Genomic DNA, 22,659 nt, shown 5'->3' with positions numbered 1-22,659 from the left:
GGCGGACGTCCGCCTTTACTTCCGTCTGAATAGGCCAGAGCCAGCTCCAGATCAGGGCGGAACACCTCAAAATCCACAGTCCGGGAAAAGGCCTCCAGTTGATCGCCAAGCCCGCTCAGCCGAGCAAGACGCTCTTCAACATCAAAGAAACCAGATTGCTTCATCTTCCTCCATCCCCAATCAACGCCAAAAAAATGGAATCACACAGAACAACTCAGAGCCAAGGGGTTTTTCGAACCCTCCATCTGGCTCTCCGAAATCAAAAACAACTCACTCACAGCCTCTCCTCCATTGGTAAGCCTGTGAATCACAACGTCTCGCTCAGTTCAATAAATTAATAGGTCCTGAGCCTAGAAGTCCGCTTTTAGAGAACCAAAAAATTGTCGAGGAGCACCGACGAGGAAGGATTGATAGTCGCCCTGCATGGGGTTTCCTTCTTCTCCCATGGTTGCAATGTAGCGGCGGTTTGTGAGGTTATAGATATCGAAAGAGAAAGTAAGGTTTTTCATGAAACCGAGTTGTTTATTGAAGCGACCCATGTTGCCAAACTGATAACGCGCACCAAGTGTTTCAACCCAGTAGCTTGGAACTTTCATGTCTCCAGTATAGCTGAAGTTTCTTTTTCCAATATACTGCGTGTCAACATGCATATCGACGCCATGCCATGTATAGGAAATGCTGCCTTTATACATAAACCGGGGATAGTTCACAATTTGCTGCCCATGAGTTGCATACGTCACTCCTTGTTCAACAATATTGCTCCCATAAGTGGCGTGATTGTAGCTGACGGTATTGATGAGTTCGAGCCCTTTGATGGGACGCAAAGTAATGCCGGCATCTACCCCATTCATGTTGACGTTGCCGACGTTGGCTACACTAAAGACCGGATTGATGATTGTTCCAGAGCTAATCTGCTGAATGCGATTATGAAAATCCGTATGATATGCATACAGAGACGCAGAAATTAGTTTGTCATTAAAACGATAACCGACGGCATAGTTCCAATCTGTTTCCGGACGAAGACCACCGCGGATTTGATTGAAGGTGCTCTGGCTGACAGCCCATGGTGAAGGACCTTCTTTATATGCTGAAACGGGATAAGATTTTACGTTTTCTGCAACATCAAAGAACAGTTCATGATGACGCAGGAAATGCCAGTCTCCGCTGATATGAGGCAGGAAGGCTTTTGCTGTTGTCATGCTGCCCGCAGCAAGCCCACCCCAGTTTGTGTAGGAATACAGGTTGGCGTCTTCGCCACCTCGCACAGTTTGAAGCAGGGATTTAAAGCCAAAATGGAGCGAAATATTTGCCAGCGGGTGATACGTATCCTGCACATAAGCGGTAAAGCTGTTGGAGTTAAAGGACTGTCCCCAGTATGTCGTGTAGGGAGAGGGCAGGGACCCCATGGAGTTGAAGGGGGCACCTTTGCCCAGAACCGGCAGAGCGTAGCCGTTACGTCCTATTTCGTTATGAAAATTTTCATACCAGACACCGGCGCTGATCACGTTGTGTGCAGCATTATAGGTCACGCCAGACGTCACGCCGTAGCGCTGGCTGTGACTGATCGTAATCTGTTCGCTCAGGGGCGCAACATCTCCATCAGCGTCAGCAGGTGAGGACTGATAGGGGTTTGTCCATGCGGCGCGACCATACTGCCCATGACCATAGACGACGGTTTTCCAGCGCAAGCGGTCTGTGAGCGCCAGATCCAGATTGGCCCCTCCAAGATAGTCGCGTGAGAGAGTGGCGCTATCATAATAGGAGGCATCCCACGGGTCAGACATTTTGTTGTAGCCAGCAGGCAGGGAGCCGCCAGGCAAACCATTTAAAGATAGAGCAGAGCGATAAGCTTTGGCGTATCCATTCCTTACACCATAGAAATTATCAAGATTGTAGCCGCCATTTTCTAACATGTCGAAAGACATGTCCTGATAGTTCTGCAACTGCTTTTCATCATAGTCGAACAGAACGGAAAATTTGCTATTCTGCCCAATGGGCTGAAGCAACTTGGCGTTAACTTGCTGGGCAAACTGGTTGCCGCCGCCTTTCCATTTTTCGAGATCGTTGCGCATATAGGAGGTGTAAAAGCGGGTGCCTGTCTTGTTGAGGTCTCCACTCTCCAGGCGTACGAACGTGTGGTAAGTCGCATTGCTTCCAAACGTCTGGGCAATGGTGCCCCCACGCTTGTGGGATGGATCGGCAGAAAAATACTCTACAGATCCCCCCAGGTTGCTGGTACTAGCCACAGCTTCAGCGCCAGCACTCATGGAAACATCCATGTGGCCAATATTTTCTGATGAAATGGCTGCCGTATTGCTCAGGCCATTTGCCGAGTGAAATTCCTGATCCCCAAGAGGAATGCCATCGAGTGTCATGCCAATCTGATTTTGCATGAAGCCGTGCATATAAAACTGGTTAGACCATGTATCCATGCCTTGTGGATCGTCCGACTGGAACATGACACCAGGTTGCGCGGCGAGCACTTTTAATGGATTGGTACCCGGCACAGAACGTTCGAGCATTTTTGCAGTCAAAACGGTTTTGCTACCATGCGGCGTAGAACGGGACGCTTGTACGCTCAGTTCTTCTGGTGCGGCCATGCGTGGCGTGAGTGTTTTGTGCTGTCGGGTAGAAGAGGAATGGTTTGCCGGGGACGGGAGCGGTAACCGATCAGAGGCTTTAGGTTTGGCAGGATGTTTGGCTGAAGTCTCCGCTTTTGCAAGCGCTCCATACGAACATGAAATCAGAAGAGCAGTTACCAGCGCAATATGCTGGCAGGGGTGGGTCTTCATTCCTTAGGCTCCGAATGTAGCAAGCGATGAGAAAAAAGCGAAGCAGTCGTTATTAAGTTGCGAAATGGCAATGAAACTTGAGCGGAGGCACTTTGAAAAAATCTGTCTCTCAACCCCCTGCGTGCGCAACAAAATAGCCAGCCTCTTTTTTAGTAGCGAGTGGGGATTATTCACACGCAGCCGGAATGAAAAAGGGAATTTTTGTGATTGTGGGTCAAATGTCACATGAATGCTGAAAATATTTTTTGAAACGCTTGAGAAATATTGACATGATTTTCTATCATTGCATCAAAGAAATTATTGGATGCATAATTTCATGTTATCTAAAGGGGGCTCATGTCATAAGGATACGAGACCTGGTTCGCTGTGCCAGGAGAAGGACGGGGAATGTTTTTCAGGAAAATAGCCCGCCTGTTTCAATCATACCTTCGGATGGCTAATGTCACTAAGAAAGAAAATTCCGTCTGTAAATGCACTCGTTACATTTGAAGCTGCATTCCGAATGAGAAGCTTTACCCGGGCTGCGGAGGAGTTGGGAGTCAGTCAGGCCGCCGTGAGTCGACAGGTCAGCGCATTGGAAAAGGATCTGGAGTGCAATCTGTTTGTCAGGGCACACCGCTCAGTCATTCCGACCGTTAGCGGCCATCAGTTAGGGGAAAGATTAACAAGTGCATTTGCTCTGATTGTTGAAGCAATGGATGCGCTCAGGTCTTCCAAAAGGAAGAAGGCGCTTGTTGTGGGGGCAAGCCTTGCGTTTACGCAATACTGGTTGTTGCCCCGTCTGCAGAGCTTCCGTGCCAGATACCCCGAATTGTCTTTGCGTGTTGTTTCGCAGGACACGTATTTTGACTTGCAGGCAGATGAAGTGGACGTTGGCGTCCAGTTTGGCGTTGGCCGCACGCAGCGCGATAAAATTTTCCTGTTGCGGAAGGATAGGGTCTTTCCTGTGTGTTCTCCGGAATTTCTCGCCCGGTATAAAGGGACGATCTCAGCACAAAAAATTTTAGACATGCCCCTTATTGGAAATGACGCTCCCTATGAGAATTGGATGTCATGGAAGGAGTGGTTTGCCTGTATGGGGATTTCTCGGTCCGAGCCATCCGTTTCCCTGCACTTTAGTCATTATACAGATTGTGTTTCTGCTGCCTTGGCAGGTGAAGGAGTTATTTTGGGTTGGGAAGTTATTTTGGAAGATCTGCTGGCAAAGAAGAAACTTGTGCCATTGTCTGGTCTGTCCCTGAACTCATCTGCTTCTTACCATCTTGTTTTGCCGCGTCATGCTGAATGCGATGAGGCAACAGAGAATTTTATTCTATGGCTGGCAGAGCAGTTTGGGCTTGAAGACGACGTGATGGCCACGGTGAAGGGCGAAGTATGAAGCCATTCATCAAGTGCTACAGAGCTTCCATAACCTGACATCATAGAAAGAATAATTTTTTCTGAGCTTGCATCTTAAATAAAAATGGAAAAAAGTCCCTCCATGAAGATGTTCCGGATGTTTAACATCACCCTGTTTTCACAACGGTTACCCTTGGATCAGTGAGATGAATTTTTGAAGGTTTTGAGGAAATGAAACGAGATAATGAAAATTTCCTAAACCCTTCAGTTTTTTTTATCGGATGAGTGGCATGCTAAGCTACGACCGGCCATCAGTCGCAGGTCCAAAATGGTTCGGGCATCCTGCGGGCCTCTTTTTGCTCGCAGGGGTGGAGTTGTGGGAGCGCTTTTCTTTTTACGGCATGCGTGCGTTACTTGTTCTTTATATGGTGACAGACCTTCTGCCACGTCATCACAATGAAATTTTCGGTCTTTCAATATTTTGTTCTTTGGTAGGACTGCATCCTGATGTTGGAGATTTTAGCTCTTTAGTCTCCTGCCTCTATGGCCTTTATTCCGGATTTGTCTATTTCACACCCTTACTGGGCGGCTTTCTTGCGGATAAATGGTTTGGTAAGACAGCGCTTATTGTAAGCGGGGGTATCCTGCTAGTTATCGGTCATCTTATTTTAGCAACGCCAGCACTTTTTTTAATTGCGTTGATGCTTATTGTTCTGGGTACGGGTGGCATAAAGGGCAATATCGCAGCCCAGATTGGAAGCTTGTACGAAGCGCATGATAACCAGAGAGAGCAGGGTTTTTCCCTTTTTTATGTAGGAATTAATATAGGGGCAACCGCAGCGCCCATTGTCTGTGGTCTACTTGCACAATACTTCGGGTGGAATGTTGCTTTTGCAGCAACATCTGTGGGTATGATTTTTGGGCTGCTTCTTTATATTGCCGGAAGCTTTCGTTTATTACCTCAGGAAATTTTGAAAGAGGCATTGCCGACGGTCAGCCCTGATAAGAGAAGGTCCTCTTACAGAGTATGGCCTTTTCTCTGTCTGCTCATATCCTGTGTCTTGATCTGGATCAGTTATGAGCAACAGGCAAATGCCTTGATGCGCTGGCTTGTTTCCGGTGGCAGCCAGCAGGTCTCTTCCGTCTGGATTCAAGCTGTACCGCCTATTGTCGTGCTGTTGGGAACACCATGCGTGATGTATTTGTGGTCTCTATGCCGTCGTAAAAATATGGAGCCCGGTCCTGTCTGGAAAATGGTTGTGGGGGCGGCAGTTCTTGCCGGGGCTCAGGCCGCTTTATTGTGCATCGCAAGTTTTAGTGGTCAGAAGCCACCCTCTCTGATGTTAGTTGTGGCTTATATGGCGATGTGGGAAATTGGAGACTTACTTTTTAGTCCAGCAGCTATGGGTGTTTTTTCTCGTATCGGGCAGCAAGGCCGAAATGCGGTGTCCATGGCTTTGTGGTATCTGACATATTTTGCAGCAAATATTTTGAGCGGCGCAATTGGTGGGTGGTGGGGATACATGTCTCCAGCCCTTTACTGGTGCTTCATTTTTGCCACTACTTTGGTGGGGTTTTTGGGGATACTCCTTTATTCGTCTTTGAATGCTCGCCCAAAATCGTGTTCCGCAGTGTAGCTGTGATTTTTCTTTCCTGTAGGTTTTGAATAAGTCTCTGTTCTAAAGGGTTTTTTATGACATATTCGGTTGAAGAGCATCTCTGGATCCCTATGGAAGACGGATGCCGTCTTGGGGCTCGGCTATGGAAGCCGGACAGTGCGGATACATCACCTGTTCCGGTTATTCTTGAATATATTCCTTACCGCAAACGGGATGGAACGCGTGAGCGCGATGAGCCCATGCATAACTATTTTGCTCAAAATGGCTATGCGGCCGTACGCGTTGATATGCGTGGTAGTGGCGAATCTGAGGGGCATCTTGCTGATGAATATCTGAAGCAGGAGCAGGATGATGCACTAGAGGTTATGCGTTGGCTTGCTGCTCAGCCATGGTGCAATGGTCGCATTGGTATGATGGGTAAATCCTGGGGAGGTTTTAACAGCCTGCAGGTTGCCATGCGTCGACCCCCAGAATTGAAGGCGATTATTACTGTCTATTCAACAGATAACCGCTACGCAGGTGACATTCATTACATGGGTGGCTGCCTGCTGAATGATAACCTCTGGTGGGGTAGTATCATGATGATGTTCCAGTCGAGACCACCAGATCCAGCCATTGTCGGGTCTGCGTGGCGAGAAATCTGGATGGAGCGCTTGAAGTCTCTTCCGTTTTTCCAGGCGCAATGGCTGGAGCATCAAACTTACGATGCCTACTGGAAGCATGGTTCTGTTTGCGAAGATTATGCATCGATTGCCTGTCCGGTTCTCGCTGTTGGTGGCTGGGCTGATAGCTACACCAACACGGTACCCTCTTTGTTAGAACATCTTTCTGTTCCTGTCCGTGGAATTATTGGTCCGTGGGGGCATGTTTACCCGCATGATGGTGTGCCTGGCCCTGCAATAGGCTTTTTGCAGGAAGCACTCCGGTGGTGGGACAAATGGTTGAAGGATGAGGAAACGGGTGTGATGGATGATCCGGCCCTCCGTCTCTGGCTGGAAGACCCTATGCCCCCTTCCACAACGCGGGAACAAAGCGCCGGGCATTGGATCGGTGTTCCCAACTGGCCAGATAAAAATATGGAGGTGCAGTCGCTCTTCTTCGGAAAGGGGGGACGTCTTTCCACTGAAACACCTCAGAGTGAGCAGAATACAGACGTCTGGACGGTGCGGTCTCCGCAAAGTCACGGCCGCACAGGGGGGGAATGGATGGGCGTTGGCTGTCCGGGTGAAATGCCGGCAGATCAACGTTTAGATGACGGCGAGGCTCTGGTTTTTGAAACGGCTCCTCTGGAGAGCGACGTCTCGGTTGTCGGCAGGCCGGAGGTGCGCTTGCGGCTGTCAACTGATGTGGCGGAAGCCCAGATTGTTGCTAGATTGTCCGAAGTTTTACCTGATGGACAGGTCACGCGCGTAAGTTATCAGGTACTGAATCTGACGCATCGTAATGGGCATGAAAACCCGGAATGTCTTGTTCCAGGAGAAGTCTATGATGTTACGGTGCCATTAAAAGTTTGCGGGCATCGGTTTGCTGCTGGTAATCGGATAAGGATTGCCATTGGCACAGCCTTCTGGCCTTTGATCTGGCCAGCGCCATACGCTGCGACCCTTTCTGTTCACTCAGGAAGCACCCTTATCCTGCCTGTTCTGGATGCTACACGATGCTCCTCGCAGCCTGTTCATTTCAAGGCTCCCGAGCAGGGAGATCAAGCACCTCTTTCACAAATCTCTATTGGAACTTTGCGACGTTACAGCATGCAAGATTGGGTTGGCGGCTCCATGGACTATGTGACGGATGCTGTCGGTGGCGTCTTTGGATCAGGTGTTTTTCGTTATGATGAAACGGATACAACAGTTGAGCATAATTTAAAGAGGCATCTGAGTGTTCATGATGATGATCCTTTGAGTGCACGCTATGAACTTACACAATTTTATCATCTTGCCCGTCCAGGCCAAGACGTCACGCTGGATCTGAAATCTAAAATGACTTGTGACAAAGAAAATTTCTTCCTGAAGGCGCATCTTCTGGTTGAAGAAGAAGGGCGTATTGTTTTTGAGCAGGATTATGACAGGGTCATAAAAAGAAATTTCTTGTAGAAATTTTTTAAAAGAAGAAGAGGCTTCTCATTCCAGGGAAGCCTCAACCACTCTATGGTGGTTAACGGATTTTAAGAATGAATATTAAAGCAAGTGTGAATGCACCCACAGCATATGGTCTTTTGGCCGTTTTGCTATGGAGTACAGTTGTCGGGCTTGTGCGTTATGTGACGGAGCAGTTTACGCCATTGGGTGGAACTGCGTTGGTCGATACATTGGGTGCTTTGCTGCTTCTTGTTACTGTTGGCTTACCAGATATGCGCGCTGTTTCCCGCCCTTATCTTCTTGTGGGAGGAAGTCTGTTTGTCATTTGTGAAATTGGTTTGGCATTAGCACTTGGATTTTCACACTCTCGTACGGAAGCAATGGAAGTCGGGGTCATCAATTATTTCTGGCCCAGTCTGACAATTCTGTTTTCAATATTTATGAATGGAAAGAAGGTTAAAATCTTTATTGTTCCTGGCATACTTCTGGCAACATTTGGCGTCATCCGTGTATTGGGTGGAGAAGGTGTCTCTTTTTCATTTTCTGCTCTGACAGAACATTTTTTGAAAAATCCTCTATGCTATTCTCTGGCTTTTCTCGATGCTGTGGTATGGGCTCTTTATAGTGCGCTGACACCGCGTTTTGCCAAAGATCAGAATGCTGTAGCGCTCTTTTTTGTTCTGGCCGCAATCCTGTTGTGGATCTTGTATTTTCTTCTGCCGGGTCCCCTTATGTTGTTCCCCATGCATGCACTTCCTGATCTTGTGCTGGCGAGTGTGGCGTTGGGATTAGGATATGGGTTTTGGAATATTGGATTGTTGCGTGGCAATACATCCATTATTATTCCATTTTCGTATTTTACTCCTGTTTTATCCTCCATTTTTGCAGCATGTTGGCTAAAAACGTCTTTGGGTTGGTCGTTCTGGGAAGGAGTGATGATGGTGACTGTGGGGTCTCTATTCTGTTTTGCTTCACTTCATTCAAAACGCCATTCTACTTTGATCGTAAAAGCACCAGAACTGAGTAAATCTAACCTGGTATAGAGCGGCTTATTAAAACTAAAATAATATTTTTTCGCTTGAGATGACGTCTTATAAGAATACCTGGTATAGGAAAGATGATACTATTCATTAGTTTTTCCAAAAAATAGAAATGGAGGGTTCGAAAAACCCTCTGGTTTTGGGCTTCTCTCTGTGTTTCGGTATCTTTCGCCTTGAGTGGGGGGGGGGGAGATGAAGCAGTCGGGTTTCTTTGATGTTAAGGAGCGGCTTTCGCGATTGAGCGGTTGGGGGGACCAACTCGAAGCGTTTTCCCGGACTGTGGATTTTGAGGTGTTCCGCCCGGAACTGGACAAGGCTCTGGCCTATTCAGACGGGAGCAAAGGTGGCCGACCGCCATTCGATCCGATGCTGATGTTCAAGATCCTGATGATCCAGACGTTGAACAATTTGTCTGATAAGCGGACAGAACACCTGCCCAACGACCGTCTCTCCTTCATGCGCTTCCTTGGTCTGGGCCTGTCGGACCGCGTGCCTGATGCCAAAACCACAGGGCTGTTTCGCGAGCGTCTGACTTAGGCGGGTGCGATCGATGGGCTATTCAATCGCTTTGATACAACCCTGGGCAACGCAGACTATCTGCCGATGTCAGGCCAGATCCTGGACGCAACATTGGAGGCGGCGCAATACCAACGCGGAGAAGGCCGATCTGCGTGAAGGGCGGCTCCCACAGGACTGGCAGGACAAGCCCTCCAAACTATCCCACAAGGACAGGCTCGCCCGCTGGACGCTGAAGTTCACGAAGGCAAAGCGGCAGGATGACGGGACGATCCCCGCAACGGATCTCGCCATCCCGTTCTTTGGCTACAAATCCCACGTCTCCATGGACCGGAAGTTTCGGCTGATCCGCAAATGGAAAACAACCGATGGCGCCAGGCTGCGCGAAGGCGTGTTGGATAAAACCAATACGGCTTCAACGGTCTGGGTAGACACGGCCTGTCGCTCAAAGGCCAATGAAGATTTCATGGACAAGCTGGGGTTCGTCTCGAAGGTCCACAGGAAAAAGCCGCATCTCAAACCGATGCCCTGACATATCCGGAAATCAAATGCTGGAAAATCGGTCATCCGATCGCGTGTCGAGCATGTCTTTGCTGACCAGAAGTCACAGACCGGGCTGTTTATCCGAATAGTGGGTATCACCGGGGCCACAATGAGGATCGGACTGGCCAATATCGTCTATAATATGCGCCGCTTCCTCTTCCTGAAGCGGATCAGCGCAGCAGCATAGCAATCCAGCGGTTAATCTTCCCAGATCTGCTCAAAACGCAGGTCAGAAACCATCATGGCAACCATCAATCAGCATACCAAAACTCAAAAATCAGGACAAAGCCCCATCAACCGACGGTTCTTCGATCCCTCCACCTGCTTCCGGACTGTTCTTTCATTGGTCGCATCTGGAGGCCACACGCTGCAGACTTTCTACGTTTTTAAGCAGAGACTGTTAATTTACATCTTATAATCGGGCTGCTCTCGGTCGAGTTTGCGCTTTAACGCGGCCCAGATCATGCGGCCCTGATCCGGATCTTCATCAAATTGTTTTTTAGTTCTGAGAATTTTATCTTCAGAAGGGGTGTATAAAGGCACTCCCGTTGCCTGTGCCGCAATTTGAATGCGGCAAGCCTGTTCGAGATAATACATGCGGTAAAATGCCCGCGCAACGGTTTCCCCCACCGTCAGCAAACCATGGTTTTGCAAAATGAGAGCGCTATTTATGCCAAGATCACGTACCAGACGTTCGCGTTCGCTTAGATTATCATCAGCGGCAATACCCTCATAGGGGTGAAACCCGACTGAGCCGTAAAACTCAATATTGATCTGATTCAAGGGCAGAATATTGGTGTCCTGTGCCGCCACAACCATGCCTGGCACAGTATGGGTATGCATCACGCAGGCGGCATCCGGACGACTACGGTGCACGGCGGAATGAATGACAAAACCTGCAGGATTAACAGGCCAGGATGTTTCCTGCGTTGGCTGGCCATCCGCATCCACAACGACGAGAGAACTGGCGGTAATCTCTTCAAACAACAGCCCATATGGATTGACCAGAAACCGATGGTCATCACCCGGCAGTCTCACGGAAAGGTGGGTATAAACAAGGTCTGTCATGTTGAAGAGCGCCATCAGCCGATAAGCTGCGGCTAAATCTTCACGCAGGGTTTGTTCTGTGGAGGAGATATTCGGCATTGTCATTTTCTTTCTTCAGGACACTTCTTTTGTCTTTTTGAAATGACCAAAAGTTGCTGTTTTACGTGCACCGGCAGGAAGCGCTAATGTGCCAGCTTCTACGCGACGCGCAAGATATTGATAGGTTTGGAGTGCCTGTGCCCACATATGCTCACCAATAGTGATGGCTTCATATTCCTGGCTGCCGCTGGCAAAGGCTGGTAACGGCCGGATTTGAGTATGGTAGTCGCAGGCGTAAAATAACGGAAAAGAATAGCGTTCTTCTTTAACACTCCTTACCCGGTGTGCGGTGGCGACGAATGTGCCAGCTGTCATAACTTCCAGCATGTCACCAATATTGACGACAAAGGCTCCCGGAATGGGAGGAGCGTCAATCCATTCTCCGTTACCGTTCATAACTTCCAGCCCCGGCTGGTCAGCAAGCAGGATGGTAAAACACTCATAGTCAGTATGGGCCCCGATGCCGGGGGCATCCTGCGCTTCGGCGTCATAAGGATAATGGATCATGCGCAGTTTTGATGGTGGGAAGTTGGCGTGATCGTCAAAATAGTTTTCGGGCAAACCAAGAGCGAGCGCAAAGCCTCTGAATAGTGTGCGGCCCAGAGCAAAAACAGCTTTGTAATAGGCTTGTGCAGCCTCTTTGAAACCTGGAACAGTTGGCCATTTGTTGGGGCCGAGCAGAGGTGTGCCTGCCTGAACCAGCGGATTGTCAGCGGGGACCTCAAAACCAATATCAAAAGCTTCTTTATGGTCAGGCCGGCCACTGCCGTAGACTTCCTCGCCTTCAGGCACAAACCCCTTATGTGTTTCAGAAGAGCCGATATAGTAGTCCATCTTCCGCTCAAAAGGCTGCGCGAAAAACGCCTTGGCTGCATCACGCACAGCTTGAATGACATCTGCCGGGACGCGGTGACCTGCAATATATAGGAAACCTACATTGCGGGCTGCGTCTCCCAGGTGTTGAGCGACAGCCATACGGTCCTGCAAAGCATCGCTGTAAAGTCCAGCGATATCGACGACAGGAATGGATGTGAAGGTAGCGGTTTCTGTCATAATCATCTGTCCAGTTCAGCTTGTGAAGAGAAGATTTGTTTGAAATGGGCCTGTTCTGTCTGGCCAATCCATTTATTCAGGTCCCATAGATCGGCTATGGGAGCGTTGGTAAAAGGCAGGGTATGGACGTATCCATCCGGTCCGCATTCTGGTGTGAGGGTGGACGTGCTGTAACCCCGTTTCTGTTGGGACAGCCAGATTTGTTCCCATACGTTTTGATGGAACTTCCGGGCGGCAGAATATTCAGGCGCGGCTGGGTGAGGAACCTGTGGCCCCTGATCATAGCCGATGCGGGCCTGTATATGATGCACCCTTTCGAAAAAGGCACTGAAGTCATCTTCCGGCTCATTGAGCAGCCGTTCACAGCAGACAACCCAGTGGCTTATATCCAGCGTGAACAGAATATCGCTTTCCAGCTGAGGTAAAACATCAAGCGTGACCCATGGGTTTGCCAGAATTCTGGAACGGTGTGTTTCAAACACACAAAGAACTCCAGTTGCCTGTGCGATGGCGTGCGCCTTGTTTATGAAGTCTGCCTGCTTACTGGCGCACCAACGGTCATTCCCTCCAAGAACATTAATAAAGCGAGGGGACATAAGGGCTGCACATTCGAGCCCCTGCTTTAGATCTTCCAGATGCTCTTCTATGCTGCACGACTGTTTGGGTATAACGCCCCCACCTGTCATGATAATGCCAATATAAGGCATATTCTCATCCGTCAGGATTTGAAAGTTCCGGCGTGCCTCTGTGTGGGTGGAGGGAATTCGGCCCTCAAGACCATTAAAGCCAGCAGCTTTCGCTTCCTCGGCGGCGAATTGCCAAGGACGATTGTCACCCCATAACGTTTTAAATACCTCAAGGCGCATAGAAAATTCCTGGAAAAAAGCTGGGTTCAGATAAGGAGCACTAAACCCAGCGAAGAGGGTCAGAAATTATAGTGCAGATCGACACCAACCCACCGAGGCGTTTGCAAATACTGCGCCCGGCTGTTGTCACTCCCTGTGAAGGAATAAACATTACCGTGCTTGTCGAGCATATTGTCCACGTAAACGGCTGCCGACCATTTGCTGGTTTTTGGAGCGAATTCCATACGCAGCCCCATGGAGCCAATCTTGTTGGTCTGACCGTTGGGGTCTCCCAACGCCACCAGCATATTGTCTTTCCATGTGTAGCTGGCCTGCAATGTCACGCGGTAGCGATTGATATCAATACCGTAGCGTGCAACGGCGCTCCATGAAAAACGGGGAGCAAACGGCAGGGCTGAGTGGGCATTAACATTGGAAAGCAGAGGGAGGCCGCCGATATTGTTCACTGGGGACGTGGCCTGAGCGTCGAGGTAGGCAAAGGATCCCCTGAGATCAAGATTAGGGATCAGATCATGTATGGTGGAAGAAACCTCACCACCTCTGGTTCGGGCCCGTGAAATTGTGCCCAGGCTCAGGGACGTGATATTTCCCGGCATTTCCGCAACAAAGAGGGTCTGTCTGTTATGATATTCATAATCAAACAAAGAGCCTTCAATCATCAGCTTGTTTTTGAAAAGACTTGATTTAACACCGACTTCGTAAGCAATCAGGTTTTCCGGACGCACGTAATCAAGGGCCTGCGATGCGGAGACAGGTGCAGCAAAGTACGTTCCTGCCTTATATCCGTTAGAAATCGTACCATAAAGGTAGGTGCCGGGCACGACCGTATAACGCAACCCGACGCGGCCAGTGAAGCGTTCATAGTTATGGCTCGTGTTGAGGTAAGACAGGGTACCTCCCGGAGTGCCTGTCACAGCACCGTTGATATCCCGTGTGCCCCCATGGAACCCACGCTCATCATAAGAGAAGCGCCCCGAAGCGATGAAGTCCAGGTTATGGGTAATATTGGTTACGGTGTTGACATACACCCCGGTAGAGAGGTTTTGCTGGCTGAAATGGTTGGTCATGTTTTCTTCGGGCATGTCAAACAGGAAGCCGCGACTACTTGTATAATCACCATCAATTTTATCGTAAGATTCGTAAATACCAACTGTCAAATGAAATATTTTAGCAATATTGGTGCGCAGATGCATATCATGTGACTGTGCCAGGTAGGTATCATTCCAGTGATAATCAGAAACCTGGACAGATTCACCGTCGTAGTTGTCATAAATATTTCTGCGATACAGATCTATGGCAGTCTGTGAAGTGAAAACACCGAAATCAAAAATACGTTCGAAAGACAGGGAGGCACCGCCACCATTTTCATTACGGCCAACCCGGTTCTGCCCAACATTGACCCTGTTGTAATAGGCATTTGAGCTTACCCCAATCGTGCCAACAGGAAAGCCGTTAACAGCATCAGCTTGTGTATTCTGTGGGGACATGGGGGTGCCTCTGTCCCGCGTATAGTGGATATTCAGAAGTGCTGATGTCTTATCATCAATTTGGAATTTTGTTAGATTTCTAATGGCCAGAATATCTTGCGCACCATAACGTTTATTGGTGTTCAGATCATGCTGCCAGCCATCTCCTTTAGTATAGCTAAAGGCCGTTCGGTTTGAAATTTTATCTGTAATGGGAACATTTACGGCAAATTTACCGGTACTGGTATTATAGCTGCTATATCCCCAGTCCAGATAACCGCCAAACTTGTCAGATGGCTTGACGGACGTAATGTTGACGCTACCGCCTGTTGTGCTGCGGCCCATATCAAAGCCTTGCGGTCCCTTTGCCACGACAACATTTTCAATATCAAGCATCTGCCCATTATAAAGCGCAGCATATGGTGCAAACACGCCATCCAGATAGATACCAATACCGCCCATATTGGTGCCCACATAGTCATCCAATCCGACGCCTCGAATGGAGAAAATAGGCGAACTGCCAGAGGTCGCATTTACAGCCGTCACACCCGGGGTGTAAGCCGCAATTTCTTTGGGGCTTTCCACATGCAGCTCACGAAGCTCTTTTCCGCTCATGACATTCACTGTGCCAGGCTGAGAATGATAATGTGCCGTACGCGTTTGTGTGACCTGAATATCTTCAGAAGAGGTGCTTCTGCGGGGGGCGCGCACTTTAGAACGAGACGCTGTGGATACTTTCGAAACAGATTTGTTTTGCGCGGTACCGCTTCTGTAAGTGTGAAGTTGATTATCAACTTTGGCAGCAAAAGCAGGAAGAGCTGACGTCGTACCCAAAAGGAGTGCTGTCAGAGCGAGTTTACGCCGAACTGTTTGCTGACTGCCCCTGATAAGAGCATTCGGGATGGTGGCTGGGGAACGGCGTGTCATGCCTGCACTCCTTGCGTTAAGGTGCGTGAGGGAAGGGGTGCAGTCTGCTGGGATACTCTGCGGGCTAAAGTCGCTGTTAGCGGCAAATGGAAAGAGCGGGCGGTCATAAGATCCCCTTATCTACTGGGGTGGACAGATCCACCCGGGTAACGACTTCATTTCAATTTAATAATGAAACGAGGAGCTCTTTCGTTTGGAATGTTGTAAATCTTACTTTTACAAGGGCTGGTGTGTGACCTCAGTACCGTATCATCTGATCCAGAAAGCTTTGAGCACGTTGCGTCCGGGGATTTGTGAAAAAAACCTCAGGCGGTGTTATTTCAAGAATACGGCCTTGATCCATAAAGATAATTTTATCAGCAATACGGCGGCTAAACGCCATTTCATGCGTCACGCACAGGGTGGTAATGCCTTGTTCGGCCAGAGTGTCCATAATGCTGACAATTCCGGTTATAGCCTCAGGATCGAGAGCCGCAGTTGGCTCGTCAAACAGCATGATCTCGGGTTTCATGCAGAGTGCTCGTGCTATAGCGACCCGCTGCTGCTGACCGCCTGAAAGCTGGATAGGGTATTTGTTTGCCTGTTCTGGAATCCCCACCTGCGACAAAAAATGACGCGCCATGTCGTGTGCGTCTTTACGGGGAATATTGCGCACAAGTTGGGGAGCAAGAGTGCAGTTATCCAGAACGCTGAGATGTGGGAAAAGATTATAATTCTGGAAGACCATTCCCACCATGCAGCGAAGCTCTGTCAGGCTGGTTTTTTCATTGATAACCTTGCCATCGATAAGGATACTACCACTGTCATGAGGCTCGATGCGGTTGAACGTACGGATAAGGGTTGATTTTCCTGAGCCTGACGGACCAAGAACAACGATTTTTTCACCCTTCTGCACTTCAAAATTCAGGCGGTCCAAAGCGACAAATTCTCCGTACAATTTGCTCATATTGCGCACGGAAATCATAGAGGTGTCGTCGTGGGGCGGAGTGTTTTGAACGGAGAATGTATCAGGCTGCATTGGCGGAAGCTTTCTTACGGTCGGCCCAGGAGAAACGGCGTTCCACACGTTTTTGTAAGAAGAGAAAGAAAAAAACCATAGCAAGATAATATATGAGTGCAGCCGCATAATATTCTGTGAATTCGAATGTGCGTGCTACCTGAACTTGTGTGATTGCAAGGAGCTCTTGCAGAGAAATAACTGATGCCAGAGACGTTGTTTTTAAAAGGCTGATAAATTCATTAATGGTTGGCGGAAGAGCCACGCGAAGAGCCTGCGGGAAAATAACATATCGATAGACTTGTTTGCGCGTCATACCCAATGCGTCGGCAGCAAGCTCCTGGCCTCCATCGACAGCGCTTAGGGCCGCACGATTGATCTCTACCTGATACGCTGATTCATTAATGGAAAGCGCAACAAGTGTGGCCAAAAACGGCGTAAACCATTGCTCTCTGAAAATAGGGAAGAACTGGGGAAGCGCATTCCAGATAAACAGAAGCTGCAACAGTGTCGGGGCACCTCGGAAAACAGACACATAAGCCTTCAGCACGACTTTGAGAGCCGACTTCCCGTGGCTGTTAAGCGTTATCGCCATCGGAATGGAGATAACAATTGCAATGAAATGAGAAAGCAGAGCGACAGACAGCGTAATAGCTGCACCCTTTAGGAAAGCTAGCGATGTTAGCGCGGCAAAAAAAGCCTGCCAGTTAAAGGCACTCCCACGCTCATCAGTCGAAAGGGCTTGTTCACTTTGAGCTGAAAGGGACCATTTTTGTCTGTACCCAGCAAGGCTACCGTCGCTTTCCAGCTCAGAAATGGCTTGTGCGATCAGGGCGTGGTCGTGTGGGTTTTTGCGTGTATAGGCCGCAAAATGGCGATAATCGGAGTAATCAGGCTTAAGAATAATCGTGACTTTGCCATGGAGTTGCTTTTGTCTGAAATAAAGCTCAACGTCCTGACTGACAAACGCAAAAACGCGCCCGATGAGCACTTGCTGTACAACCTGATCTTCAGTCGGATATTGTTGAATGGTGATGGGAGGCTTGCCCGCTGCACTCAGAGCAATATTTTCACGCTCTATGCGCGCGGCGTAGCTCGTGCCGGACTGAACTGCGATGGTTTTTCCAGATAGCTCCGCCATGCTTTTTATAGGAAGCGTGTTGGCGCGTGCTACGACGGTTAAGGCAGTCTCTTGATAAGGAACGGCATCAAAATTCTTCTCACGGTCCGGTAATTGTATGATGCCGCTTAATACAATTCCACACCTCTGTGCCGCAAGGCTTGGGAAAAGGCCTGTGAAATCCATGGTAACCAGATTGAGTGACGCATGCCAATGTTTTGCAAGGGCGCGTGCCAGATCAATATCCATGCCTTCCGGCTTACTTGCGTCTGAACCCTGAACGAATGTCATGGGCGGCAGGGTCGGGTTTGTGCAAACCGTCAGCGTGCCGTTTTGCACAAAGGAGGGCGTTTCTTCTCCAGAGGTCTGGGCAGACGCTAAGTGGTAGGAAGACAATCCCAGACCGATACCGAGCAAACAGAGAGTGGTAAGTCGCGCAGGCTTATATTTTTCTAGAAAAACCATAGTCTTCATGAATGAGAAAAAGGCGCTCATTAGTAGGATTCTTCCAGCAGGGCACGAAACGTCTCAACCATTAATTCTGTTTCTGGAGAGAGTCTGGCCAAAAAGTGAAAGCAGGTTATCAGTTGCAGATCATCGAAACTGATACGTCTGAGCAGCTGACGATCAACGAGTGGCTTTGCAAAAGCTTCTGGTAAAAACCCAATGAAATTTCCAGAAAGAATAAGCAAAGCGCGTGCATCAACATTTTCTGCAGAGGCATGGAAAGAAAGGTGGGTGCGTATTTCGTTCCATCGTGGTGATGTTGCGGCGTCAGAGACCGCAATTATGCGCTGGGCAGCCAGAAGGTCCAGAGTAATGTCGTCTTCCGGCATTTCAAAAAGTGGATGTCGGGCTCCACAATACAGGTTAAGCGCCTCTGCTACGAGCGGGACGCTTTGTATCCCGGGCATATGCTGAGGGTAGAGCGCAATACCCGCGGTGGCTTGTCCATTTGTCACGGCGACCTCAACATCCCGCGTAGACGCGGAATGGACGGTCATGAATACGTTAGGATGGAGGCTCGTGAACGTTCCTATTGCGCGGATAAGGGGTGTCTCGCCATGGGTTTGCAGATTATCTGGTACATACAGCCGGAATGTGCCGGATAAAATGCCACTTATCTGGTTGATCCGTTGCTGAAAATGCTGGAGGTCCTGCATGAGAGTAAGTGTTGCATCCAGAACAGCCTGACCCTCACTGGTAAGAGAAAAGCCACTGCGTCCCCGTTTGCAGAGTTTGAGCCCCAGCCGCGTTTCAAGGGCCGAGATATCAAGGCTAATGGAAGACTTGCTTTTTCCTAATGCAATCTCGGCGGCAGCAAAACCAGACTGTGCAGCAACAGTATGAAAAACGCGCAATAAGCGTAGGTCGACCTCTGAAACCTGGCCTCGAAAACCTTTTGATCGCCGCACATTTGCTTTGCGAGATGTGGGAAGCAGGGGGGCTGGTTGGGGGTTGGCTGATCGGGGCATCTGATCTGTCTAACCTCTCTCTCAGTCGGCCAGGTTGCGTGAAACGTTTGGTGCTCAGGGCAGGCTGTGCGCAAGTGTTCACCTCAATTGTAACCCGCTTGGGTCTGTTACCCTATCGTAAGAAGGGAAGGTCGGGAAGTAGGCGGTGGCGGTTCAAACAGTGCCTTATTTCTCTGAGGATGGGAGCCTTAATAGGCGATCAAAGTGTTTCATGCCTTGGTTTTCTGCGGAGAAAATCGATTTGAGCATCCCGTCCAGTTAGCGTGTTTGGTAGCAAATTTAGATAATTAACGTTTTTATAAAGTGAACTCCGGTTTATTCTAATTTTGCTCTCATTCCTTATTCGTTACAGTCTTGATGAACGTAGCAATCTCAAGGATTTCGGGTAATGGTAGCAAACCGCTGGTTTATTGATAGCGAGACCGGTGAATTGGCTGATGTGCTCCTCTGTCCTCCAGAGTACTATCAGTGGATCCCGAGTAACGATATTGCCATTCAGACGATGGCAAACGGTGGAACCATTGATCGCACGGCGTTGACCGAACAATTTGGCGAGTTGGTTTCGTCTTTGAAAGGCGCCGATGTTTCATGCCATTTCCTGAAGCCGCATCCAGATATGCCGTATCAGGTTTATACGCGCGATAGTTCACAAACCACGCCATTTGGTACCGTTGTAACGCGGCTTATGCGTAAGGAGCGTGTCGCGGAAGAAGGTGAGATCCGCTCTTTTTATGCGCCCGATGAAATCTGGAAAAGTTGTACGAAAGGGCACATAGAAGGGGGGGATATTCATATCATTCGCCCCGGTTTGTTAGCCGTAGGTGTGAGTGGCGGCCGCACGGATGAAGCTGGAGCAGCGGAGTTTATCAGCTGGTTTGAAGAGGCTGGCTGGGCGTGCCGTATGATACGTTTCCCGGAGCATTTTCTGCATCTTGACGTGATTTTCACAATGGTGGCGGAAAATCTGGCCATTGCAGCCGTGGATTGTCTGGCGGATGAAGACCTGGACTGGTTCAAGGCGAATGGTATTCGTCTACTTCCCGTCACGTACAAGGAAGCCATGCGTGACATGGGATGTAACGTCCTGGCGTTGGGTAAGGGTCGTGTCATTAGTCCCCACCATTCTACGCGCATCAACAGCGTGTTACGTGCAGAAGGTCTGACTGTTTTTGATCCGAAACTGGACCAGTTTTCCCGCGGTGGTGGGAGCGTTCATTGCATGACTATGCCGCTGCGTCGGAAATCTTTACTGTCAGCGTAAGAAAAATTTCCATGATCTTTACAAGATCATAGGGTTTTTCTTCTATTATGACGTGAGGAAAGAAAGGTAGAGTATGGCGCGGCTTATTATCAGTGCAGATGGCCCGGAAAAATTTGATATCTGGAAAAAAGCCTTTGCCGAAGTTGCGCCGGACCTGTCAGTTTTGTCGTGGTATGAGTCTCAAACCCGGCTCCAACCCAGTGACTATGTGCTGGTATGGTCGCCGGAGGCAGACCATTATCCTGCATTGGCGACCGCAAAGGCTATTTTATGCACGGGGGCAGGGGTCGATCACCTCTTGAATGCCCCCGGCTTTCCTCGTCATATCCCTCTGGTTCGCATGGGGGGAGAACAGACCGGTCAATTAATGGCTGATTATGTCACATGGGCAGCCATTGCCCTTTTGAGGCAGGCCAGAACATGGGCGCTTCAGCAAGCTGAACAGCGATGGGCTTCCAATACGATTGCACGCACAACAGATACAACGCGTATTGGTGTTATGGGGCTAGGCCATTTAGGCGGATATGTTGCGACCCATCTGGCGCGTGTTGGGTTCAGGGTTTCGGGCTGGAAGCGGTCTCCAGCAACTCTGACTGGTGTGACGGTTTATGCCGGGCAGGAGGGATTGTCGGCGTTTTTAGAAACCGCTGATATTCTGGTTAATCTTTTACCCAGCACCCCTCAGACAGATGGGATCATCTCGAAGGAATTCCTTAAAAGACTTCCGCGTGGAGCGGGGTTTATCAATGTTGGCCGTGGCCGTCACGTTGTTCAAACGGATCTTATCAATGCACTAAATACGGGTATTCTGTGTGGTGCTGTTTTGGATGTAGTGACGCCGGAACCTTTACCTGCCGCGTCACCCTTATGGACGCATCCTTCCATCATCATCACGCCGCATGTTGCTTCAGAAGCGTCTCCTTTGATGCAGGCACAGTATGTTGCAGAGGTGATTGGGCAAATGGAACGAGGCGAAAAGCCAGCGTTATTGTGTGATCCTCAAAGAGGATACTGAATTCTCCTCACTATCTAAGAACAAGGACGGAAAAATGTCTGCCCAAAGCAATATGCTCATCGACGGTCCTGCTCTTTGGAACGATCTCATGGAAACGGCCCGTTTTGGTGGGACGCCTAAAGGGGGCATCTGTCGTCTTGCTTTGTCTGATGAAGATAAAAGCGTGCGAACATGGTTTGCGCAGACATGTGAAGCTTTGGGCTGCACTGTAACGTATGATTCAATGGGTAACCAGTTTGCCCGTCGTGCCGGCACTTGCGACGCTTTGCCTCCTATTATGATTGGGAGCCATCTTGATACTCAGCCTACTGGTGGGAAATTCGATGGCATTCTCGGGGTTTTAGGCGGCGTCGCTGTGCTGCGTGCGCTGCATAGTGCTGATATTTCGACACGCCACCCTATAGAGGTGGTGAATTGGACCAACGAGGAAGGGGCCCGTTTCACTCCACCGATGCTGGCATCTGGTGTTTTTGGGGGTGCCTTTACTCAAGAGTTTGCGCGCAGCCGGCCCGATAAAAATGGGATCACGCTAGGAGAAGCATTGGAGCAAACGGGGTTTGTCGGGAAGGAAGACTGCGGGAAGCATCCTGCGTCCGCCTATTTTGAGCTCCATATTGAACAAGGCCCTGTTCTGGAAGCTGAGGAAAAGACCATAGGCGTGGTGCAGGGCGTGCAGGCCATGCGTTGGTATGATGTGACGGTAACAGGCCAGGACGCTCATGCTGGAACGACCCCCATGACGATGCGGTCTGATGCATTATGGGCAGCAGCTCGTATGATTGATGGGGTGCATCAGGTGGCAATGAATCACGCGCCTGATGGCTTAAGTACAGTGGGTATCATCGAATGCTTGCCCGGCAGTAGTAACGTTGTGCCGGGGAGTGTTCATTTCACAGTAGATCTGCGGCACCCATCGGACGGCACTCTGGAAATAATGGAGAAAGAATTTTACCAGACACTGGAGGCGATTGCGGCTTCCTGTGGGGTGGAGTTCAGCACCTCTTCAACATGGACATCGGGCGCCGTGCATTTTGACCCCTTATGCGTGTCTTTTATTGAAAAAAGTGCTCAAAATCTTGGCTATAGCGCCCGCAGAATTGTGTCGGGTGCTGGTCACGATGCCGTCTATGTTGCGCGGGTGGTTCCGACAGCGATGGTTTTTGTTCCGTGCTGGAAAGGTATCAGCCATAATGAAGCGGAAAGTGCTGAGCCTCATGACGTTACGGCGGGCGCGAATGTCTTGTTACATGCCGTGTTGCAGGCTGATTCTGAAATGGTATGATGACCTGGTCAGCGCATTATTGACAGTCCGGGTATTCTGGCGTTTTCCGTAAAATGCATGCTTATGACGCAGGCAAGAAGAGTGTTGGTAGGAGGTCTCATATCTCGGTTGAGACCGATGGCCGC

The 22,659-nt window shown here is 49.4% G+C and carries 15 protein-coding genes and 2 pseudogenes; 8 read left to right on the top strand and 9 right to left on the bottom strand.

The features are described 5' to 3' along the window. Both KP703_RS12385 and KP703_RS12380 read right to left on the bottom strand, forming a co-directional pair. Positions 1–164, bottom strand: a pseudogene (locus KP703_RS12385) (IS5/IS1182 family transposase); the annotation flags it as partial. 186 nt (positions 165–350) lie between these two features. Further along, positions 351–2,792 (bottom strand): TonB-dependent receptor, encoded by a 2,442-nt coding sequence (locus KP703_RS12380; protein ID WP_215755166.1) that lies wholly within the window; start codon positions 2,790–2,792, stop codon positions 351–353. 439 nt (positions 2,793–3,231) lie between these two features. Here KP703_RS12380 and KP703_RS12375 point away from each other — a divergent pair, with 439 nt between their 5' ends. From KP703_RS12375 to KP703_RS12355, 5 genes and pseudogenes are all read left to right on the top strand, one after another. Then, positions 3,232–4,170: a LysR substrate-binding domain-containing protein gene (locus KP703_RS12375; RefSeq protein ID WP_215755165.1), complete on the top strand. Its 939-nt coding sequence runs from the start codon at positions 3,232–3,234 to the stop codon at positions 4,168–4,170. 250 nt (positions 4,171–4,420) lie between these two features. Further along, the gene (locus KP703_RS12370) at positions 4,421–5,767 is read left to right on the top strand and encodes a peptide MFS transporter (RefSeq protein WP_215755164.1); all 1,347 of its coding nucleotides are present in this window, start codon (positions 4,421–4,423) and stop codon (positions 5,765–5,767) included. A 56-nt stretch (positions 5,768–5,823) separates the two neighbouring features. Then, positions 5,824–7,842 carry a CocE/NonD family hydrolase gene (locus KP703_RS12365; protein ID WP_215755163.1) on the top strand — a complete coding sequence of 673 codons (2,019 nt, stop codon included), beginning with the start codon at positions 5,824–5,826 and terminating at the stop codon, positions 7,840–7,842. A 77-nt stretch (positions 7,843–7,919) separates the two neighbouring features. Continuing rightward, on the top strand, positions 7,920–8,870 hold the full coding sequence (gene yddG / locus KP703_RS12360; protein WP_215755162.1) for an aromatic amino acid DMT transporter YddG: 951 nt from the start codon (positions 7,920–7,922) through the stop codon (positions 8,868–8,870). 189 nt (positions 8,871–9,059) lie between these two features. Beyond that, positions 9,060–10,113: pseudogene (locus tag KP703_RS12355) on the top strand (IS5 family transposase). Between the two features lie 218 nt (positions 10,114–10,331). Here the strand turns inward: KP703_RS12355 and KP703_RS12350 are convergent. The 7 genes from KP703_RS12350 to KP703_RS12320 form a co-directional block, all read right to left on the bottom strand. Beyond that, the gene (locus KP703_RS12350; protein ID WP_373687491.1) at positions 10,332–11,072 is read right to left on the bottom strand and encodes a class II aldolase/adducin family protein; all 741 of its coding nucleotides are present in this window, start codon (positions 11,070–11,072) and stop codon (positions 10,332–10,334) included. 15 nt (positions 11,073–11,087) lie between these two features. Beyond that, positions 11,088–12,125, bottom strand: coding sequence for an isopenicillin N synthase family oxygenase (locus KP703_RS12345; protein WP_215755160.1), 1,038 nt, complete (start codon positions 12,123–12,125; stop codon positions 11,088–11,090). 2 nt (positions 12,126–12,127) lie between these two features. Further along, entirely contained in the window at positions 12,128–12,991 is an 864-nt protein-coding gene (locus KP703_RS12340) for a sugar phosphate isomerase/epimerase (protein ID WP_215755159.1), read from the bottom strand. Between the two features lie 59 nt (positions 12,992–13,050). Continuing rightward, positions 13,051–15,384 carry a TonB-dependent receptor gene (locus KP703_RS12335; protein WP_215755158.1) on the bottom strand — a complete coding sequence of 778 codons (2,334 nt, stop codon included), beginning with the start codon at positions 15,382–15,384 and terminating at the stop codon, positions 13,051–13,053. Between the two features lie 238 nt (positions 15,385–15,622). Continuing rightward, positions 15,623–16,348, bottom strand: coding sequence for an amino acid ABC transporter ATP-binding protein (locus tag KP703_RS12330; protein WP_215755170.1), 726 nt, complete (start codon positions 16,346–16,348; stop codon positions 15,623–15,625). Positions 16,349–16,391: 43 nt separating this feature from the next. After that, on the bottom strand, positions 16,392–17,966 hold the full coding sequence (locus tag KP703_RS12325) for an ABC transporter substrate-binding protein/permease (RefSeq protein WP_215755169.1): 1,575 nt from the start codon (positions 17,964–17,966) through the stop codon (positions 16,392–16,394). A gap of 29 nt (positions 17,967–17,995) precedes the next feature. Continuing rightward, on the bottom strand, positions 17,996–18,976 hold the full coding sequence (locus KP703_RS12320) for a LysR family transcriptional regulator (RefSeq protein ID WP_082779454.1): 981 nt from the start codon (positions 18,974–18,976) through the stop codon (positions 17,996–17,998). Positions 18,977–19,364: 388 nt separating this feature from the next. Between KP703_RS12320 and KP703_RS12315 the strand changes: the two genes are divergently transcribed. From KP703_RS12315 to KP703_RS12305, 3 genes are all read left to right on the top strand, one after another. Continuing rightward, entirely contained in the window at positions 19,365–20,237 is an 873-nt protein-coding gene (locus tag KP703_RS12315; RefSeq protein WP_215755157.1) for a dimethylarginine dimethylaminohydrolase family protein, read from the top strand. A gap of 163 nt (positions 20,238–20,400) precedes the next feature. Continuing rightward, the gene (locus KP703_RS12310) at positions 20,401–21,252 is read left to right on the top strand and encodes a glyoxylate/hydroxypyruvate reductase A (protein WP_306789701.1); all 852 of its coding nucleotides are present in this window, start codon (positions 20,401–20,403) and stop codon (positions 21,250–21,252) included. A 34-nt stretch (positions 21,253–21,286) separates the two neighbouring features. Further along, positions 21,287–22,534, top strand: coding sequence for a M20 family metallo-hydrolase (locus KP703_RS12305; RefSeq protein ID WP_215755168.1), 1,248 nt, complete (start codon positions 21,287–21,289; stop codon positions 22,532–22,534). Positions 22,535–22,659 lie beyond the last annotated feature (125 nt).

The organism is Acetobacter sp. P5B1 (assembly GCF_018811985.1).
Taxonomy (GTDB): domain Bacteria; phylum Pseudomonadota; class Alphaproteobacteria; order Acetobacterales; family Acetobacteraceae; genus Acetobacter; species Acetobacter cerevisiae.
This window is presented reverse-complemented; position numbering and strand designations above follow the sequence as displayed.

Excerpts from the sequence above, each read along its gene's own strand:
- KP703_RS12380 (WP_215755166.1), bottom strand. The coding sequence starts at position 2,792 with ATGAAGACCCACCCCTGCCAGCATATTGCGCTGGTAACTGCTCTTCTG.
- KP703_RS12375 (WP_215755165.1), top strand. The coding sequence starts at position 3,232 with ATGTCACTAAGAAAGAAAATTCCGTCTGTAAATGCACTCGTTACATTT.
- KP703_RS12370 (WP_215755164.1), top strand. The coding sequence starts at position 4,421 with ATGCTAAGCTACGACCGGCCATCAGTCGCAGGTCCAAAATGGTTCGGG.
- KP703_RS12365 (WP_215755163.1), top strand. The coding sequence starts at position 5,824 with ATGACATATTCGGTTGAAGAGCATCTCTGGATCCCTATGGAAGACGGA.
- yddG (WP_215755162.1), top strand. The coding sequence starts at position 7,920 with ATGAATATTAAAGCAAGTGTGAATGCACCCACAGCATATGGTCTTTTG.
- KP703_RS12350 (WP_373687491.1), bottom strand. The coding sequence starts at position 11,072 with ATGCCGAATATCTCCTCCACAGAACAAACCCTGCGTGAAGATTTAGCC.
- KP703_RS12345 (WP_215755160.1), bottom strand. The coding sequence starts at position 12,125 with ATGACAGAAACCGCTACCTTCACATCCATTCCTGTCGTCGATATCGCT.
- KP703_RS12340 (WP_215755159.1), bottom strand. The coding sequence starts at position 12,991 with ATGCGCCTTGAGGTATTTAAAACGTTATGGGGTGACAATCGTCCTTGG.
- KP703_RS12335 (WP_215755158.1), bottom strand. The coding sequence starts at position 15,384 with ATGACACGCCGTTCCCCAGCCACCATCCCGAATGCTCTTATCAGGGGC.
- KP703_RS12330 (WP_215755170.1), bottom strand. The coding sequence starts at position 16,348 with ATGATTTCCGTGCGCAATATGAGCAAATTGTACGGAGAATTTGTCGCT.
- KP703_RS12325 (WP_215755169.1), bottom strand. The coding sequence starts at position 17,966 with ATGGTTTTTCTAGAAAAATATAAGCCTGCGCGACTTACCACTCTCTGT.
- KP703_RS12320 (WP_082779454.1), bottom strand. The coding sequence starts at position 18,976 with ATGCCCCGATCAGCCAACCCCCAACCAGCCCCCCTGCTTCCCACATCT.
- KP703_RS12315 (WP_215755157.1), top strand. The coding sequence starts at position 19,365 with ATGGTAGCAAACCGCTGGTTTATTGATAGCGAGACCGGTGAATTGGCT.
- KP703_RS12305 (WP_215755168.1), top strand. The coding sequence starts at position 21,287 with ATGTCTGCCCAAAGCAATATGCTCATCGACGGTCCTGCTCTTTGGAAC.